Genomic DNA, 18,460 nt, shown 5'->3' on the forward strand with positions numbered 1-18,460 from the left:
TTTCTATTTTGAGGTTAAACATCCTACATACCATGAATCTACAACATCACTTTCTTATTGCGATGCCCGGACTGGACGAACCCCAGTTCAAACGTTCGGTCGTGTATATCTGCGAACATAATGAAGACGGCGCAATGGGTCTGGTGATTAATAAACTGGTCGAAGATTTCACCGTCGAAAATGTGCTCGATAAACTCGATATCAGCCCTGAGCCACGCGATCCGGCAATCCGCCTCGACCGCCCGGTCTTTTCCGGCGGCCCTCTGGCAGACGATCGTGGTTTTATTTTGCATACGCCGCGTGAAGGTTTTGGGTCCAGTATCCGGATTTCAGACTGCACCATGATCACTACGTCCAAAGACGTTCTTGAAACATTGGGCACGCCTGACCAGCCGAAAAATGTGCTGGTGGCGCTCGGGTATGCGGCCTGGGAACAGGGGCAACTGGAGCAGGAATTGCTGGAAAATTCATGGCTGACCATTGAAGCGAGCAGCGACATTCTCTTCCACACTCCGATTGCAGACCGCTGGCGTGAAGCCGCGAAAATGATCGGCGTGGATGTCAGCCAGCTTGCCACCCACGCAGGGCACGCATAATGGGTAACCGCACAGTCTTCGCCTTCGATTTCGGCACCAAAAGCATCGGCCTTGCGATCGGCCAGGAAGTCACTGGCACGGCGCGCCCGCTGACGTCGTTTAAAGCGCAGGACGGCACGCCGGACTGGCTGAAGATCGAAAAGCTGCTGAAAGAATGGCTTCCTGATCTGGTCGTGGTTGGTCTGCCGCTGAACATGGACGGTACAGAACAGCCGCTGACGGCACGTGCACGCAAGTTTGCCAACCGTCTGCATGGCCGTTTTGGCGTTCAGGTGGAGCTGCATGACGAACGTCTGAGCACCGTTGAAGCACGCGCGGATTTGTTTGACCGTGGCGGCTTTCGCGCGCTGGACAAAGGCAGCGTGGACGCGGCTTCGGCGGTCATCATTCTGGAAAGCTGGTTCGAGAAACAATGGAGTCAGTCCTGATCCGCAGCCAGTAACCCGGCGCTTTGCCGCTGCTGGCGGCTCTGCGCAAATGTCTGCATTCCGGCCTGTGCGCCGGTTTGCAGTACATCGGCCAGCTGATGCGTTTTCCCCTCGCGGATCAGATTGCACACACCCGGCGTTGATGTCAGCACTTCAAACAATGCCACCCTTCCGCCCTGCTGTTCCTCCGTCGCTTTCGTTACCGCCAGCTTTTGGGCAATCACCGCCCGCAAACTGCCTGCCAGCTGTGCCCGGACAAACGCCTTTTCTTCTACGGGAAAAACATCGACCAGCCGGTCAATCGCCTGCGTGGCATTACGCGTATGCAAGGTTGCCAGTACCAGATGCCCGGTTTCTGCCGCGGTCAGCGCCAGCCGGATACTTTCGGTGTCACGCAGTTCCCCCAGCAGCAACACATCCGGATCCTCACGCAGGGCACCGCGCACGGCCTCAGAAAAAGAGCGCGTATGCTGCCCCAGCTCACGCTGCTGGATCAGGCAGCGCTGGCTGGTATGAATCAGCTCAATGGGATCCTCAAGCGTAATGATGTGCCGCGCCGTATGCCGGTTGAGATGGTTAATCAGCGCTGCCAGCGTGGTGGATTTCCCGCTACCGGTCGCGCCGGTAACCAGAATCAAGCCATCCTCCTGCATAATCAGCCGCTGCAAAACGTCAGGCGCGTGAAGCGTGGCCAAATCCGGACAATGCGCCGGAATGGGTCGCAGCGCCGCGGAAAGCCCGTGCCATTGCTGAAAAATGTTGAGCCGCATCCGCACGCCCGCCCCGAGCGTCAGCGCTTTATCCACCTGTCCGGCCTGATGCAGACAGTCAAGCTGCGCGGTATCCAGCCACTGCTGGCTGAGTGCCTGCATCGCCGACGCCTTAACAACCGGCAGATCCTCGCAGCGGCATAATTCGCCATCAATGCGTAACATTGGCGGATAGCCGGTACAAAGGTGCAGATCAGAGGCATTTTGCTTTACACTACGCCCCACTAATCCATCAATATCCATGTTGAAATCCTCCCGAGTCCTTATGAGCCTGAGTCAGCAAAACGCTATTGAGCAGAACTTACAGAATGTCCGCGAGAAAATCGCAGCCGCTGCACAGCTTTGCGGCAGGTCTCCAGAAGAAGTTACTTTGCTTGCAGTCAGCAAAACGAAACCTGCGAGCGCTGTCGAAGAAGCTATCGCCGCCGGGCAGTTTGCCTTCGGTGAAAACTACGTGCAGGAAGGCGTGGATAAAATTGCCCACTTTGCCGGGCATCAGCCTGCGCTCACCTGGCATTTCATCGGACCATTGCAATCAAACAAAAGCCGCCTGGTGGCCGAGAATTTCGACTGGTGCCATACGATTGACCGTCTGAAAATCGCCCAGCGCCTCAATGAACAACGTCCGGCTGATCTTGCGCCATTACAGGTTTTGATTCAGGTGAATATCAGCGATGAAGCCAGCAAATCCGGTATTGCGCTGGAAGACGTTGCGGAGCTGGCGGCGCAAATCATGGCGATGCCTAACCTGAATCTGCGCGGTCTGATGGCAATTCCGGCGGCAGAAACCGATTACGCACGTCAGCTGGACGTTTTCAGCCAGATGCGTGACGCACTGAAGGCATTGCAGGTCATTTGCCCGCAAGCGGATACGCTTTCAATGGGCATGACCGACGATATGCCGGCAGCCATTGCGGCAGGCAGCACCATGGTGCGTATCGGGACGGCGATTTTTGGTGCCCGCGATTACAGCGCCAAACAGTAACCGCTGCGATGCAGTAAACTGTTTTAAATCATCAATAAATGACTTACTTATCCCCTGTTCTGACAGCAAGGAGCACCAATGCAACATCGTAAACTCTGTTTTATCGGCGCCGGTAACATGGCAGGCGCGATTATTGCGGGTCTGGTCGAAAGCGGCTATCCGGCAAATCTGGTCAGCGTTTGTGCCCCTTCCACCACGCACCGCGACGCGCTGGCTGAAAAATATGGCGTTAAAAGCAGCAGCGATAACAATGGCTGCGCAAAAGACGCTGATGTGGTGGTACTTTCTGTAAAACCACAAATGATGGCCGATGTATGTAAAGCACTGCAAAAAGACGTGGATTTTAGCGGCAAGCTGGTACTGTCGATTGCCGCAGGCGTCAGCGTGGCGCGTTTCTGCGAGCTGCTGGGCGATAATCTGAACATTGTGCGTATTATGCCTAACACGCCGTCTCTGGTCGGAAAAGGCATGAGCGGTTTGTTCGCGCCAGAACAGGTTTCACAAGCTGACCGCGATTACAGCGGCGAGCTGATGACCGCCGTCGGCAAAGTGTGCTGGGTCGATACCGAAGAAGGCATCAATCATATTATTGCTGCTGCGGGCAGTGCGCCGGCGTATTTCTTCCTGTTTATGGAAGCGATGCAGGCTGAAGCACAGCGTCTGGGCTTTAGTGCAGAAGCGGCACGGATGCTGGTGGAACAGGCTGCAAGCGGGGCGACTGCGCTGGTCGCCGCCAGCCCGGACACGCCATTGTCACAACTTCGTGAGAATGTGACGTCCAAAGGTGGCACGACGTTTGAAGCACTGAAAGTTTTCACCGATCGTAAATTACCGGAGATTGTCTCCGAAGCCATGCAGGCCGCCATTACCCGCGCACAGGAAATGGAAAAACAGTTTTAACATACTTAGATAAGGCAATTTATGCTGACCAATTTGTTAGTCATGGTAATTAATACTTACGCAATGATTTTACTGCTCCGCATCTGGATGCAGTGGGCGCGTACAGATTTTTATAATCCGTTATCCCAGTTTGTCGTAAAAGTCACACAGCCGGTTATCCGTCCGCTTCGCCGGGTGATCCCGCCGCTGGGGCCGATTGACAGCGCGTCATTGCTGATTGCGTTCCTGCTGCTGACGCTCAAATACCCGCTGATGGAGCTGATTATCAGCGGCGGGATTTCACTGAGCCTGGTGAATTTGCTGGCGGGTCTGGTTTCGTTAATCAAAACCGCAGGCTCGCTGATTTTCTGGGTTGTGATTATCCGCTCCCTGCTGAGCTGGGTGACGCAGGGTCGTGGCCCGATGGATTATCTGCTGATGCAGTTAACTGAACCGCTGATGGGGCCAATTCGCCGCATCTTACCCGCGCTGGGTGGCATCGATTTTTCAGGCATGATTATCGTGATTATTCTTTATATTCTCGATAATTTCTTCGCGAACTTAAATTACATCGGAACATTATGGCAGTTGCCGTAAATCCGGTGAGCTGGCAGTCCGATGCGCTGGTTTTGCGGTTGATTATTCAGCCCAAAGCCAGCCGCGACAGCCTGGTCGGTTTGCATGGCGATGAATTCAAAGTCGCCATCACCGCGCCACCAGTGGACGGTCAGGCCAACACGCATCTGGTGAAATTTCTCGCCAAACAGTTTAAAGTCGCCAAAAGTCAGATAAGCATTGAAAAGGGCGAGCTGGGCCGCCATAAACAAGTCCGCATTACGAATCCGCAAAATATCCCGACCGAGGTCGCGGTACTGCTCGCTGAATAAACTCATTTCAGATGGTCTTCAGGACGTTATTTTATGCAAAAAGTCGTATTGGCTACCGGCAACGCCGGTAAAGTCCGTGAACTCGCACACCTTCTGGCCGATTTCGGGCTGGACGTCGTCGCACAAACCGAACTCGGCGTTGAATCCGCTGAAGAAACCGGCCTGACGTTCATTGAGAACGCCATTCTCAAAGCCCGCCACGCGGCGGCAGAAACCGGTTTACCGGCTGTGGCCGATGACTCCGGCCTGGCCGTCGATTTTCTGGGTGGCGCGCCGGGGATTTATTCCGCACGTTACGCAGGTGTTGATGCCAGCGATCAGCAAAATCTCGACAAACTGCTCGTTGCGTTGAAAGACGTGCCGCAGGGCCAGCGCAATGCACAATTTCATTGCGTTCTGGTTTACATGCGTCACGCAGAAGACCCGACGCCGCTGGTGTGTCACGGCAGCTGGCCGGGTGAAATTGCCTTTGCAGAAGCCGGTGAAGGCGGTTTTGGTTACGACCCCATTTTCTTCGTTCCGGAACTGGGCAAAACAGCCGCAGAGCTGACGCGTGAAGAAAAAAGTGCGGTATCGCACCGTGGTCAGGCGCTGAAACTGCTGCTGGCGGCGATGAAAGAGGCTGTACAGAAGAATGCGTAAGTTGCCGCCGCTGAGTCTCTACATTCATATTCCGTGGTGCGTGCAAAAATGCCCTTACTGCGATTTCAACTCGCATGCGTTAAAGGGTGAAGTGCCGCACGACGACTATGTCGCGCATCTGCTGGCCGATTTGGATGCTGATTTGCATCTGGCCGCAGGCCGAAGCGTAGGGACAATTTTTATCGGCGGCGGAACCCCAAGCCTGCTGAGCAGCGAAGCGATGCAAAACCTGCTCGACGGCGTACGTGCGCGTTTGCCTCTCGATGCCAGTGCGGAAATCACCATGGAAGCCAATCCGGGTACCGTCGAAGCAGACCGCTTCAGCGGCTATCAGCGCGCCGGTGTGAACCGCATTTCAATTGGTGTGCAAAGTTTCGATGCGCAAAAACTGGAGCGTCTGGGGCGCATTCACGGGCCGGAAGAAGCAAAACGCGCCGCCCATCTGGCGACCGGCCTGAATTTGCGCAGTTTTAATCTGGATCTGATGCACGGTTTACCGGATCAGACACTCGAAGAAGCGCTGGACGATTTGCGTCAGGCCATCGCACTGAATCCGCCGCATTTATCGTGGTATCAGCTGACCATCGAGCCTAATACGATGTACGCCTCACGTCCGCCAACGTTGCCGGATGACGACGCGCTGTGGGATATCTTTGAGCAAGGCGAACGGCTGCTGACGGCCGCCGGTTATCAGCAATATGAAACGTCTGCCTATGCTAAACCCGGCTATCAGTGCCAGCATAATCTCAATTACTGGCGCTTCGGGGATTATCTCGGCATCGGTTGCGGCGCGCACGGCAAGCTGACACAGCCCGACGGGCAAATCCTGCGCACGGTCAAAACCAAGCATCCGCGTGGTTATATGCAGGGACGTTACATGGACAAACAGCATCCTGTGGAAACAGAAGATTTGCCGTTTGAATTCTTCATGAACCGTTTCCGTCTGCTCGAAGCCGCACCACGCGAAGAGTTTGGGTTGTATACCGGGCTGGATGAATCGGTGATCCGCGCACAGCTTGACGAAGCCATCGCCAAAGAATATCTGGTGGAAACCGGCACTCACTGGCAGATCACCCGCAAAGGTAAACTGTTCCTGAATTCGCTGCTGGAGCTGTTTTTGGGTGAGTAAGGATTAGAAAATAAGAAACCGCCCCGAGGGGCGGTTGGTTAAGTGCTCAGTACTGGCCTATGTTAACGCTGAAATTGATGTGTGAAACATGAATGTTCCATCCGTCGCTTTCAGTAGTCGCCATAGAACCAAGCACGATGAGAAGCGCATAAATGCACTTTTTCATATTTGCAGTTTCCTGAAGAAACCGCGTTTCACCAAATCACACCGGGATAACGTGGCAAATGGCCAGCATCTGTTGAGGTGCCAACTTTCGCGGTGTGTCAGTTCCAATCCCTGAGCCCGGTGCCCCGTCTCCAAACGGGGGAATTAGTCCCGATAGGATATTATCACCCTCTAAATTACTTCGTCACGTTTATATGACCTCCCGGATAAGATTTTCGGCGTACGGGAAAATGATGCGTGTTGGGATTGTCGCAAATTTGAATTGGGTATATTATCAGCTGCGTTGGGGTGCTGACTTTCGTGCTACTTACGGAAGTAGAAACTCTGGAAGATGTAGCTCCAACTACATGTTCCAACAAAAAAACCGCGTAATCGCGGTTTTTTTGTGTCTGGCATTTAGCAAATTACTGTTTCAAATCCGCCAGTAACGCTTTGTGCTGGGTATCCAGCGCGGTGACGCGTTTACAAACATCATCGCCGAAGGCTTTAAACTCTTTTTCCTGTTTGTTCCACTCTTCCTGTACGGCCTGTTGCAGACCGCCGAGATTGCCCATCATTGCCTGCAGGGGATTGCCGCCGCTCGTGGCTTGTTTCAGGCCCATCTCGTTGATGCTGTCCTGCATCACACCGCCCATAGTTTGTTCCATCAGCTTCTGGCCATTCTGCTTAACCTGATCCACCGCTTTGTAGTGGAAGGTCAGCCCGTCAGTGCGATGCTCGATAATCAGATTCATCTGCTCTTTCAGCTGTTTATCCAGCTTGACCAGACGATTACGCACGTTGCTGTCGCTGCCGAGTTTATCGACAATCACACGGTCAACGGCCACACGGCCTTTTTCGAGATGCGCCGTCGCGCCCTGATCAATCCATGGCAGGTCACGGCGCAGGCCAGCCTGATAATCGATGGCTTCCTGACGCTGTTTTGCGCTCAGGGTCATGTCTTTTCCGTTAAGAGTCACATTGCCGTTAGGGGTCATCAGCAAGTCACCGCTTTTGCCAACAACCTGCACGGTTTGCGGCTTGATGATCACGTCGTCTTTAGGCTGAACGGCACACTGATAATCAGCCTGCGCGCTCCACGCACTCAGCGCCAGCAATGCAGCCAGTCCGGTTTTTACCACTCCACTTTTTACAAACATGTACTCTCCCTTAAGACAGCAAACTCAAAAAATTGAACGGCCAATTCGTTGCGCCAGTAATTCTAAGGCAGCAATACCTGCCAAAGAGTTCCCCGCCGCATCAAGTTCCGGCGACCAGACAGCGATACACATCTCTCCCGGCACGATAGCAATAATGCCGCCACCGACACCGGACTTGCCCGGCATGCCGACGCGGTAAGCGAATTCACCGGCGCCGTCGTACATGCCGCTGGTCACCATCATTGCGTTAATCTGTCGCGCCTGACGGGCATCAATCAGCGGCTGCTCATTACCCAGCGGATGGCCCTTGTTCGCAAGATAAACGAACGTCCGCGCCAGTTCCTCACAACTCATGCGCAATGCGCAATAATGGAAATAGGTGTGCAACACGGTGATGACGTCGTTATCGAAATTACCGAAAGATTTCATCAGGTAAGCGATGGCGGCGTTGCGATCGGAATGATCGAATTCAGAACGCGCAACGTGCCGATCGTAGTTGAGATCGGCCGAACCGGCCAGTTGACGCACCACTTCCAGCATTCTTTGCTTGGGCGCAGTCAGACGGGTTTGCAGCATATCGCAAACCACCAGCGCACCGGGGTTGATAAACGGATTGCGCGGTTTCCCCTGTTCCAGCTCAAGCTGAACCAGCGAGTTAAACGGCTGGCCGGAAGGCTCTTTGCCCACGCGTTGCCAGATTTCGCTTTCCTGATAGCGGGTCAGCGCCAGCGTCAGGCTGAGCACTTTAGAAATCGACTGGATTGAGAACCGGGTATTGGCATCACCGGCACGAAAGATCTCCCCTTTCGTGGTACACACGGCAATCCCCAGATGATCAGGGCTGACTTCTGCCAGCGCGGGAATATAGTCGGCGACTTTACCACGGCCAATCAGCGGCCTGACCTGCGCAAGAATATCTTCCAGCAAACTGTTATCGAGCTCGGTACCCAACGTCCTTCCTCCAGATGTAACAAAGGTGCCGGAAAGGCACCTTTAAAAGATTCAGTGTTCAACTGCTGGCAGAATCAATCCCACCAGATATCGAACAGGTCTGAAACTTCAACGTCTTCCATTTTATGGTCTTCTAACCATTTTTTGACCTGCGCGCGCTGTTCATCAGTGCAGTGACCGATATCCTGACGGCAAACCAGACCTTCCCATTGCAGATAGCCGCTGCCGTCGAAGGCCAGTTTGTTTGGCTCGATCACACCGTCAATGAATTTATCCAGTGATTCGTCAATGGTTTCTACCGCGGTACCTTCCGGGAAACGCCATTTTACAGAGAAGCCCAGTTCCTGGAACTCGGCAATGTGTAACTTCTTACGTAAACGACGACTGCGATTTGTAGCCATTATTGCTTCCTCTCAAACATCAGATCCCACACGCCGTGGCCTAAACGCTGGCCACGCATTTCGAACTTCGTTACCGGGCGCGATTCGGGGCGCGGTACATAATTATTTTCCTGCGACAGATTTGCCCAGTTTTCGAGACTGGTCATCACCTCAAGCATGTGTTCTGCATACGGCTCCCAGTCGGTTGCCATATGGAATACGCCACCCACTTTCAATTTCCTGCGCAGTTTCTCAACGAATTCAGGCTGCACGATACGGCGCTTATTATGACGCGCTTTATGCCACGGGTCAGGAAAGAATAGCTGTACCATGTCCAGCGAGCCATCCGGAATCATTTTTTCCAGTACTTCAACCGCATCGTGACACATCACGCGCAGGTTGCTGACGCCCTCTTCGTGCGCCGTTGCCAGACAGGCACCGACGCCCGGCGAATGCACTTCGATCCCGATAAAGTTCTGGTCAGGATTCTGCTGCGCCATGGTGACAAGCGACGTGCCCATACCAAAACCGATTTCCAGCACAACCGGTGCTGAGCGACCAAATAAGGCATCAATATCCAGAGCTTCAGTCTGAAACTCCACGCCCATCACCGGCCAGAAGTTGTCCAGCGCAAATTGCTGACCTTTGGTCAGACGGCCCTGACGGCGGACAAAGCTGCGGATACGGCGCATCGCGCGACCGTTCTCATCGAACTCCGGAGAAATGACGTCGTTTTTCATGGTGTTTCCACTCCGTTACGCAAGACGCGGTATTCGGTCACTGCTGTATTTTGGTCATTAACTGTTAAGAATGGCGCATTATCCAAACTTACTCCCGATTAGCAAGGCTTGCGGGCAGGAAATCCGTCAATACAGTGCGGAAAGTTCCGGTTTACAGCCAGACGGGAACTGTGATGTGATCAGCCCCGTCTTTTAACCCTGCCGGACTGTAATTCACCCATGATGGAAGCCTCCACTTTTTCGCCGCTGGTGCTCGACTGGTATCAGCGCTATGGCCGTAAAACGCTGCCGTGGCAAATCGCCAAAACACCTTATAAAGTCTGGCTTTCTGAAGTGATGTTGCAGCAAACGCAGGTCGCAACCGTTATTCCTTATTTCGAACGGTTTATGGAACGCTTCCCGACGGTGTCCGATCTCGCCGCCGCCCCGCTCGATGAAGTGCTGCATCTGTGGACCGGTCTGGGTTATTACGCCCGGGCGCGTAACCTGCATAAAGCGGCGCAAACTATTGCCACTCAGCACAATGGCGTGTTTCCGACCACCTTTGATGAAATTCTCGCGTTGCCGGGCATTGGTCGTTCGACCGCAGGCGCCGTATTGTCGCTGGCGCTAAACCAGCACTATCCCATTTTAGACGGTAACGTGAAGCGCGTGCTGGCCCGGTGTTATGCCGTTGACGGCTGGCCGGGCGAGAAGAAAACTGAAAATCGTTTGTGGAAAATAAGCGAAGACGTCACACCGGCTGAAGGTGTCGCGCAGTTTAATCAGGCGATGATGGATTTAGGGGCAATGGTCTGCACCCGCAGCAAACCAAAATGTGAACTGTGCCCGGTGAAATCCGGCTGCGAAGCCTACGCACATCACAGCTGGGCAAAATATCCGGGTAAAAAACCCAAGACGACGTTGCCGGAAAAAACGGCCTTTATGCTGATGATTCAGAAGGACGAAAAAGTCTGGCTGGAGCAGCGACCGCTGGTGGGCCTGTGGGGCGGTTTATTCTGCTTCCCGCAATTTGCGACAGAAGAAGAACTGGCGCAGGGGCTTCAAAAATACGGTGTTACGCAAAATCAGTTGCAGCAGCAGACTGCTTTTCGCCACACTTTCAGCCATTTCCATCTGGATATCGTCCCGATGTGGTTAAATCTGCGAACGACAGCGGGTTGCATGGATGAAGGTGCGGGTCTCTGGTATAACTTAGCGCAACCACAACAGGTCGGGCTGGCCGCACCGGTCGAGCGTTTGCTGACCTCTCTGGCAAAAAAAGCCGATGGCAAAAAACCGTCCCAACAGAATGATCATAAGGAATTAGCATGAGCAGAACGATTTTTTGTACTTTTCTGAAACGCGATGCCGAAGGACAGGACTTCCAGCTTTATCCGGGTGAGATCGGCAAACGTATTTTCAACGAAATTTCGAAAGAAGCCTGGTCTCAGTGGATGACCAAACAAACCATGCTGATCAACGAAAAGAAACTCAGCATGATGAACCCGGACGACCGGAAATTGCTGGAACAGGAGATGGTTAATTTCCTGTTTGAAGGTCAGGATGTTCATATTGAAGGCTACACCCCGCCTTCAAAATAACGTTCAGGAACAGAAATTTAGGCAGGCTCGTGCGCGGCCTGCTTCTTTCACCAGAAATGGTTTTCAGATGAAGAAAATTTTAGCTTTGCTGGTTATCGCACCGATGCTGATTTCCTGCTCCGGCAGTAAAAAAAACCAGTTCGACGAAGCTTTCGTAAAAGACACCAACGGATTCGATATTTTGATGGGGCAGTTCGCTCATAACATCGAAAATATCTGGGGTATGAATGAAGTCCTGATTGCGGGTCCGAAAGACTACGTAAAGTATAGCGATCAGTATTACACCCGCAGCCACATCAACTTTGATGCGGGTACCATCACGATTGAAACCATTTCCGGCACCGATCCGGCCGCGAGCCTGCGTCAGGCGATCGTCAGCACTTTACTGGTGGGCGATGATCCGGGCAATGTTGACCTCTATTCCGACGCCAACGATATCCAGATCAGCCGTGAGCCGATGCTTTACGGGCAGGTTCTCGACAACACCGGGCAGCCTATCCGCTGGGTCGGCCGTGCCAACAGCTTTGCCGATTATCTGGTGCAAAACAAACTGATGCGCCGCCAGTCCGGCATGCATATCATTTATTCCGTCACGATCCAGATGGTGCCAAACCACCTGAATCAGCGTGCGCATAAATATCTGCCGATGATCCGCGAAGCCTCCGCCAAATACGGCGTCGATCAGTCGCTGATCCTGGCGATCATGCAAACCGAATCCGCCTTTAACCCGTATGCGGTCAGTAACGCCGATGCGCTGGGCCTGATGCAGGTTGTGCAGCATTCCGCCGGGGTTGACGTCTTTAAATCCGAAGGCAAGTGGGGCAAACCGAGCCGAAGCTATCTGTTCGATCCGCAGAACAATATCAACACCGGCACCGCGTATCTGGCGATGCTGCAAACGACGTATCTGGGGAACATCAGTAACCCGACGTCACGCCGTTACGCCGTGATCACGGCCTACAATGGCGGTGCAGGTAGCGTGCTGCGCGTGTTCTCACAGAACAAAACGCAGGCCTTCAACATCATCAACAACATGGCGCCGGGCGATGTCTATACCACGCTGACCACCAAACATCCGTCAGCAGAATCGCGCCGCTATCTGTACAAAGTGAACAACACGCAGCGCAGCTATCGCCGTGTAGACTGATGTGATTGCGGTACAAAAAAACGGAGGCCCGCTGGCCTCCGTTTTCATTTCTGCTTGAGCGTGTGCGGATTACTCCGCGACGACGTAGCCCATAATACGCTTCCAGCCGACCGGTTTTTTCTCGATATAAACGCCCTGGAGTTCAGGCGAGAAGCCCGGCAGCAGATTAATCCCCTCTTCCAGCGCCATGAAGTAACGTTGCACAGCGCCGCCCCACAGCTCGCCCGGCACGACACACAGAACGCCCGGCGGATACGGCAACGCACCTTCCGCCGCGATACGGCCTTCGGCTTCGCCGACAGGCACCAGTTCAATGTTGTCGCGGATAAACTCGTTATGAGCGTCCTGCGCGTTCATCACCACTTTCGGGAAACTCTTCTCGCGGAACATCTCTTTTTGCAGCTCTTTCACATCAAAACTGACGTACAGGTTATGCATTTCCTGGCACAACTGGCGGATGGTGTAGTTGCGGTATCTGTCTTCGTTTTTACGGTAAACGGTCGGCAACACTTCGCTCAGCGGCGCGTCTTCTTCGATGTACTGCTCGAAGCGAACCAGCTCTTCCACCAGCAGCTGCATTTTGGCCGGCGTTTCGGCTGGCGTCAGCAGGAAAAGGATCGAGTTGAGATCGCATTTCTCCGGCACGATGCCGTTCTCACGCAGGTAGTTCGCCAGGATCGTCGCGGGAATACCAAACTCGGTATATTTCCCGCTGGACGCATCAATGCCTGGCGTGGTCAGCAGCAGCTTGCAAGGATCAACAAAATACTGTTTTTCCGCGTAACCCGAGAAGGCATGCCAGCGCTCGCCCGGCACAAAATCGAAGAAACGCACATCGTTCGCCATTTCAGCGGTTTCATGATCCTGCCAGCGCTTTCCACCGACCACCGGCGGAACAAACGGCAGAATCATCGAACACTGATCGAGCAGCATTTTGCGGGTTTCGATACCCAGCTTCACGCACTCCATCCACATATGTTTACCGCTGCCACCGGCATGAATACGCGCGTTGACATCAAGCGCGGCAAAAAGCGGATAAAACGGGCTGGTTGAAGCGTGCATCATGAATGCGTTATTCAGCTTCTTATGGCTGCAATGACGCTTCTGGCCTTTGATATGATTGTCTTTTTTATGGATCTGCGACGTCTGCGAGAACCCGGCCTGCTGCTTATGCACGGACTGCGTGACGATAATGCCCGGATCGTTTTCGTTGAGCTCCAGCAACAGCGGTGAGCACTCTTTCATCATCGGGATGAATTGCTCATAACCGACCCATGCAGAATCAAACAGAATGTAGTCGCACAGATGCCCGATTTTATCGACCACCTGACGCGCGTTATACACGGTGCCGTCATACGTGCCGAGCTGGATAATCGCCAGGCGGAAAGGACGTTTTTCTCCAGCACGTTGCGGAGCCACTTCTTTGATTTGTTTGCGCAGATAAGCTTCATCGAAACAGGCCGCGTCGATGCCGCCGATAAAACCAAACGGATTGCGCGCGGTTTCGAGATACACCGGCGTCGCGCCTGCCTGAAGCAGTGCGCCGTGGTGGTTGGATTTATGGTTGTTACGGTCGAACAGCACCAGATCGTCGCGCGTCAGCAGCGCGTTGGTCACGACTTTGTTCGCGGCAGAAGTCCCGTTGAGAACAAAATAGGTTTTATCCGCGCTGAAGACTTTCGCCGCATACTTTTGCGCATCCTTCGCCGAGCCTTCGTGGATCAGTAAATCGCCCAGTTTGACGTCGGCGTTGCACATGTCGGAACGGAAAATGTTCGGGCCGTAAAAATCATAGAACTGACGCCCTGCCGGATGGCGACGGAAAAACTCACCGCCCTGATGCCCCGGACAGGCAAAGGTCGCGTTCTCCATCTCGACATACTTTTTCAGTGTGTCGAAAAACGGCGGGAACAAAGCTTCTTCATAGCCCTGCGCAGCCGATTCAATCTGCGCCGCATAGAACGCCTGATTGGCATCGGACAGCGTAATCACGCCTTTCAGCGACGGTAAAAACTCCGGCGCAATCTGCTCCGTTCCCTGCACTGCAACAAACGCGGGGATCCCGAATCCCAGCGTTTCTATCTCCGCCAGCCTGCCGTGATTCAGATCCCCGACAGAAATAATGATGGCCGCCACGTCGGCATAATCGGCACGACGCAGATCGACGACCAGGCGGGACGTCTGGAGATAAGGGGCGACAGAAGCGCTTGCTGCAAGTTTTAAGTGTTTCATTCAGACTCTCAAACGGTTAAGTAAGAGGGTGTGCCACAGGGCACGGCAATGAGCTGGTTCTTACGTCTTAAAGGTATAGTGCGCAGAGTCCAGCCCGGCAAATGACGTTGGCTTGAGCGCGAGGTCGAGTGCGATGAAACGATGCCCGAGGGGCAAAGTGGTGACAGATCGACGTTCAGGCCAGGCCACGTCTGATAGACAACAGTAAAATCAGAGGTGCGCTCTGTTTTTACTAATATCTAACAGCAGGCAAACGGTAGCCTTACCGCATGAAAGGATCTGCAAAAGGAGGAAAACTGAAATCGTGGTGTTTACAGCACCCGGAGATCATCATCAGATTTTTTCTGCACTTACGAAAAGCGCGATGTGATAAACCAGCCATGCCGCAACCCTCTTGAGCTGTCGCGTGAAAACGGGATCAGAGTTGTTTAATAAATCGGCGCAATAATGGCATCTTTTATTCCCCTGTTCAACCCTGAACATTGCGGGAAATTCTTACAGAATGCGACATCACAAAACGCGAAAATCCGCCCATCCCACCCTGTTTTGACGGACACTTTCCCGGTATCGTAAGTTAAATCGCCAAAATGCGGTAAAAAGCATCAGTCGGGTGACGAACGCCACCGTTGTTACAAAAAGCCGTTGACGACACATGCCCAATACGGTTTAATGCGCCCCGTTGCCCGGATAGCTCAGTCGGTAGAGCAAGGGATTGAAAATCCCTGTGTCCTTGGTTCGATTCCGAGTCCGGGCACCATCTTCAGAGCCTGTTCGTTAAGGGTTGAGATCCTTAACGGGCATGACATAAGTACCCGAAACGACGTCATGTGATAAATACGCTTATCGCATCGATTGTTGAACACTCGGGACTAAGAAGCCGGAGAGTGTTCTAGCACTCTCCGGCTTTCTCTCGTCCTTCCGATAAGAATTCTTACAGTTTCCGACCGGCAGTGTCAATCTTCTGTAAAGAAAACCCGCACTTTTTTGCTTTCAATCACTTATATTTAACTTAAGATTAATCTTATCGGCCAAAAACCTCTTCCAGGGCGACCCGCAGACTGTCCATATTGCCTTCAACGTATTCCAGCGTGACAGCCACACTTGAGTGTCCTAACAGTGTTTGAACCACTTTCAGATTACGGTCAGGGGATTTCATCATATCGGTCGCAATGGTATGCCTGAATCGGTGCGGAGTAATGACGCACTGGCACTCAGTCGAGAGCCGGCGAAAAAAACCGCGCAAGGGTTGATACGCCATCACATCAGTTAAGATATTCTTCCGCCCATCAAACCTGCTGGCATTAAATAGCATATCGCAGTGTGTTGCCCCACGCTCAGTCGCAGCCATCATTAGCCTTTCAAGTCTTGGCCGCAATAATCGGGTTATGGGAACACGGTGCTCACGGTGATTTTTGGATGCCTCCGGTCTTAAATTAATCCATCCCCCTTCCAGATAAACATCTTCCAGGCGAATGTTGAGCAGTTGATTCTGTCTCATCCCGGTATACCGAAGCGTGTCTACCACGCTCAGCCAAAACCAGGCTGGTCGCAGCGCCGAGCGTTGCTTATCCATCACACCCAAACTCTCCTCATGTTCCCTGGCCTCAAGCAGTAAATAAATCTTTTTTATCTCTGACTCCGAGAGCGTTTTTTTCCGTTTAATATCAGGTCTGGCAATCACGCCATTAAAGGGGTTATCTTTTAGGGTAATAAACTCTTGCTGCAGCGCATGATTATAAATTGCCCGCATGTGAGCGACTTTATTATTCCATGTTATGGATGACAGTCCCTGTTCATTTAAGACATGTCGCCGCCAGTTTAAGACTGTCAGTCTGTTGACCTGACCCGGTAGAACCTTATCACCCGTATAACGTATGAATGAATTGACAACTTTTCTGTAACTCCATTCAGTGGCAGGCCGTAATGTTTTACTGAAAAAATAATCCTGCAAGATATCGTCATAATTAATTAAATCCATTTCATTCTCCTTATTTCTCAAGCAAATAATTTGCAAAATCTATTTATTGGGTGACAACCACAGGCTGTCAGAAAGCACGACACCTTGCTTAAAGAGTTGTGAGGCCAAAATCATATAGCCAGACATTCGGGTAAACCGCCCCTCCCGGCTCTCATTCTCATATTTCCTGTAGATATATATTCCCTTCCCACTTTTTGAAAAATGCCGGTTCAATACTTCAAAACTCTTTTGAACCTCATCTTTATCCCCCTCCGTATTTCCCTGCCCCCCCAGGTACCGGTAAAAACAGTCCGGTGTCTGGATAAACACGTACTGCGCCATACCATGCAGCAGGCTATCCTGCGCATTCACACTTAATGACCCCGCCTCGATAGAATCAACCAGCCACGCCCAGAAATGTTCACCCGGGGTGAGCGCGGAGATATCCGCAGGCTGCAACGCTGCCACCGGCGGTGGGTCATCCTCCGGCAACACTGCATCGGGCGTATCCCCGCCGGTCATTTTATCCAGCAGTGTCAGCAATTCTCCCGGCGTCCCGCCCCCTGATTGCCCATCCGTTCCCTGTTCAGCATCACCTTCATCAGCTACCGGTTGGCCGAGCGCAGAGACCAGCTCTGAGGCCGGTTCGGGCAGAGGCCGAATGGCAGGCGCACTGCCTGACGACTGAGTTTTATTCTCATCGATTGCCATAGATACAATGGGGTTAACAGCAATTTCATTCGCGGGATGTTCGGCAGAAGCCGGAGGAGCACTCTGGGATAAGGTTTCAGAATTATTTGCGGCTAATTTTGCTGAAGGCTGGGAAGACGTGCCTTCAGCCAGCAACCCACATTTTTCACGAGCTGCACTCACGGCAGCATGGAGTATAGCGCCGGCAGACTTATGACCAGACAGGTAGGTCAGCAACATGTCCGTCAGTGCGGGCCAGCGGGCCACCCAGATAAGCCCCTCATAGGGTAGCAGTCGATAAGCTGAGGCGGCAGCACGAACTGTCGAGTCTGAATCCTGATCACAAAACCGCATACGCCACGGGGCATCAGGCTTCCCGAACCCCGGATGCCACCGGCGCCCGTCTTCATAGAAAGCCGCCATCTGCTGAAGACTGCCCAAATCATGCAGTAATGCGGACCAGAATATCGCCGTACACCAGGCCGCACTCTGTGCCGACTGCTCTTCTGGGGGCGCCCCTGGCGGCAGCATCCATCCCCGGGATAGCCTGACCGCGCAAACCGCCACGTCCAGTGCCTCATCCAGCATGCCGCCTTCGCGGGCATAGGGTCCGGATGTGGCAGCTGGCAGCTGCTGCAGACTGACCGCCAGCTGCTTAACGGGCTCCAGCCAGAACGCTTCCCATACCGCTTTGGAAAAAGGGCTGTTGTCCCATAATTGTTGCAGTGCCTGTTTCCTGGCCCGGGTGGCCAGAAGCGCGTCGGCGCTCTGCGGCGCGAACCATCCACCTGCTCCAAGGCTATCGGACACCTTAACCGGCGTCGGTGCCATCTCCCCTTTCTGGTTCTGAAATGCGCCTGCAATCCACTTTAGCATTGCCATCCCCTGCGTCAGTTATCGGTAAAGAGGCATTACGCTATGCTTTCCCCCTCCGCTGACAAGGGAGAACTGTTTATTCATTTGATCGATTAGTCACTTGATCTTTATTTTTTGGATTTGCATGCAGAATTTTTCCTGACCAGGCGTCCGGGAACGTGCCTGAATGGGACTTTTCCAAGAAAAGGGACCGCCATGAAATCGGATAACGTTCAGCTAACCCTGGTTGCCACAGGCTGGGGGCTAATCTGTTTAGCCCTCAGTGCATTCATCACCCGAAGAGG

At 53.1% G+C, this 18,460-nt stretch carries 19 protein-coding genes and 1 tRNA gene; 12 read left to right on the plus strand and 8 right to left on the minus strand.

What is annotated here, in order from left to right:
- The first annotated feature begins 32 nt into the window (after positions 1-32).
- Together J1782_RS23990 and ruvX are read left to right on the plus strand one after the other, a co-directional pair.
- Entirely contained in the window at positions 33-596 is a 564-nt protein-coding gene (locus J1782_RS23990) for a YqgE/AlgH family protein (protein ID WP_152327741.1), read from the plus strand.
- Positions 596-1,024 carry a Holliday junction resolvase RuvX gene (gene ruvX / locus J1782_RS23995; RefSeq protein WP_152327740.1) on the plus strand — a complete coding sequence of 143 codons (429 nt, stop codon included), beginning with the start codon at positions 596-598 and terminating at the stop codon, positions 1,022-1,024. The genes J1782_RS23990 and ruvX overlap by 1 nt, the downstream gene beginning before the upstream one ends.
- Here ruvX and J1782_RS24000 read toward each other — a convergent pair.
- A complete protein-coding gene (locus J1782_RS24000; protein ID WP_208951578.1) occupies positions 1,015-2,037 on the minus strand; it encodes a type IV pilus twitching motility protein PilT in 1,023 nt (340 codons plus the stop codon). The two genes, ruvX and J1782_RS24000, sit on opposite strands and share 10 nt — an antisense overlap.
- 22 nt (positions 2,038-2,059) lie before the next feature.
- On the opposite strand from J1782_RS24000, the gene J1782_RS24005 reads away from it, so the two are divergent.
- From J1782_RS24005 to hemW, 6 genes are all read left to right on the plus strand, one after another.
- Positions 2,060-2,779, plus strand: a complete 720-nt coding sequence (locus J1782_RS24005; protein WP_208951577.1) for a YggS family pyridoxal phosphate-dependent enzyme — start codon at positions 2,060-2,062, stop codon at positions 2,777-2,779.
- Between the two features lie 78 nt (positions 2,780-2,857).
- On the plus strand, positions 2,858-3,679 hold the full coding sequence (proC, locus tag J1782_RS24010) for a pyrroline-5-carboxylate reductase (RefSeq protein ID WP_152327737.1): 822 nt from the start codon (positions 2,858-2,860) through the stop codon (positions 3,677-3,679).
- Positions 3,680-3,700: 21 nt separating this feature from the next.
- The gene (locus J1782_RS24015; RefSeq protein WP_104923215.1) at positions 3,701-4,255 is read left to right on the plus strand and encodes a YggT family protein; all 555 of its coding nucleotides are present in this window, start codon (positions 3,701-3,703) and stop codon (positions 4,253-4,255) included.
- Positions 4,240-4,545 carry a DUF167 family protein YggU gene (gene yggU, locus J1782_RS24020; protein WP_152327736.1) on the plus strand — a complete coding sequence of 102 codons (306 nt, stop codon included), beginning with the start codon at positions 4,240-4,242 and terminating at the stop codon, positions 4,543-4,545. Before J1782_RS24015 ends, yggU begins: the two co-directional genes overlap by 16 nt.
- Before the next feature lie 33 nt (positions 4,546-4,578).
- On the plus strand, positions 4,579-5,187 hold the full coding sequence (locus tag J1782_RS24025; RefSeq protein ID WP_152327735.1) for an XTP/dITP diphosphatase: 609 nt from the start codon (positions 4,579-4,581) through the stop codon (positions 5,185-5,187).
- Complete coding sequence (gene hemW / locus J1782_RS24030; RefSeq protein ID WP_217154025.1) at positions 5,180-6,316, plus strand: radical SAM family heme chaperone HemW; 1,137 nt, start codon at positions 5,180-5,182, stop codon at positions 6,314-6,316. Before J1782_RS24025 ends, hemW begins: the two co-directional genes overlap by 8 nt.
- A gap of 569 nt (positions 6,317-6,885) precedes the next feature.
- Here the strand turns inward: hemW and J1782_RS24035 are convergent.
- The 4 genes from J1782_RS24035 to trmB form a co-directional block, all read right to left on the minus strand.
- Positions 6,886-7,620, minus strand: coding sequence for a DUF2884 domain-containing protein (locus tag J1782_RS24035; RefSeq protein ID WP_217154026.1), 735 nt, complete (start codon positions 7,618-7,620; stop codon positions 6,886-6,888).
- Positions 7,621-7,644: 24 nt separating this feature from the next.
- Positions 7,645-8,571, minus strand: a complete 927-nt coding sequence (glsB, locus tag J1782_RS24040; RefSeq protein ID WP_165059139.1) for a glutaminase B — start codon at positions 8,569-8,571, stop codon at positions 7,645-7,647.
- 74 nt (positions 8,572-8,645) lie between these two features.
- The gene (locus J1782_RS24045; RefSeq protein ID WP_015698505.1) at positions 8,646-8,972 is read right to left on the minus strand and encodes a YggL family protein; all 327 of its coding nucleotides are present in this window, start codon (positions 8,970-8,972) and stop codon (positions 8,646-8,648) included.
- Positions 8,972-9,691, minus strand: coding sequence for a tRNA (guanosine(46)-N7)-methyltransferase TrmB (trmB, locus tag J1782_RS24050; protein WP_152327731.1), 720 nt, complete (start codon positions 9,689-9,691; stop codon positions 8,972-8,974). Before trmB ends, J1782_RS24045 begins: the two co-directional genes overlap by 1 nt.
- A 219-nt stretch (positions 9,692-9,910) precedes the next feature.
- Here trmB and mutY point away from each other — a divergent pair, with 219 nt between their 5' ends.
- The 3 genes from mutY (at position 9,911) to mltC (ending at position 12,421) form a co-directional block, all read left to right on the plus strand.
- Positions 9,911-11,005 (plus strand): A/G-specific adenine glycosylase, encoded by a 1,095-nt coding sequence (gene mutY, locus J1782_RS24055; RefSeq protein WP_217154027.1) that lies wholly within the window; start codon positions 9,911-9,913, stop codon positions 11,003-11,005.
- Positions 11,002-11,274, plus strand: a complete 273-nt coding sequence (locus J1782_RS24060; protein ID WP_101075311.1) for an oxidative damage protection protein — start codon at positions 11,002-11,004, stop codon at positions 11,272-11,274. The genes mutY and J1782_RS24060 overlap by 4 nt, the downstream gene beginning before the upstream one ends.
- A 67-nt stretch (positions 11,275-11,341) precedes the next feature.
- On the plus strand, positions 11,342-12,421 hold the full coding sequence (gene mltC / locus J1782_RS24065) for a membrane-bound lytic murein transglycosylase MltC (protein WP_152327729.1): 1,080 nt from the start codon (positions 11,342-11,344) through the stop codon (positions 12,419-12,421).
- Positions 12,422-12,490: 69 nt separating this feature from the next.
- Here mltC and speF read toward each other — a convergent pair whose 3' ends face one another.
- Positions 12,491-14,653, minus strand: a complete 2,163-nt coding sequence (speF, locus tag J1782_RS24070) for an ornithine decarboxylase SpeF (RefSeq protein WP_217154028.1) — start codon at positions 14,651-14,653, stop codon at positions 12,491-12,493.
- Between the two features lie 681 nt (positions 14,654-15,334).
- Here speF and J1782_RS24075 point away from each other — a divergent pair.
- Positions 15,335-15,410, plus strand: a tRNA-Phe gene (locus tag J1782_RS24075).
- Between the two features lie 264 nt (positions 15,411-15,674).
- Here the strand turns inward: J1782_RS24075 and J1782_RS24080 are convergent.
- Together J1782_RS24080 and J1782_RS26440 are read right to left on the minus strand one after the other, a co-directional pair.
- On the minus strand, positions 15,675-16,631 hold the full coding sequence (locus tag J1782_RS24080) for a tyrosine-type recombinase/integrase (RefSeq protein ID WP_217154029.1): 957 nt from the start codon (positions 16,629-16,631) through the stop codon (positions 15,675-15,677).
- Positions 16,632-16,670: 39 nt separating this feature from the next.
- Positions 16,671-18,176 carry a TraI domain-containing protein gene (locus tag J1782_RS26440; protein ID WP_254303148.1) on the minus strand — a complete coding sequence of 502 codons (1,506 nt, stop codon included), beginning with the start codon at positions 18,174-18,176 and terminating at the stop codon, positions 16,671-16,673.
- Between the last annotated feature and the right edge of the window lie 284 nt (positions 18,177-18,460).

Origin of the sequence: Rahnella sp. BCC 1045, from assembly GCF_019049615.1 — a bacterium.
GTDB classification, from domain to species: domain Bacteria; phylum Pseudomonadota; class Gammaproteobacteria; order Enterobacterales; family Enterobacteriaceae; genus Rahnella; species Rahnella contaminans.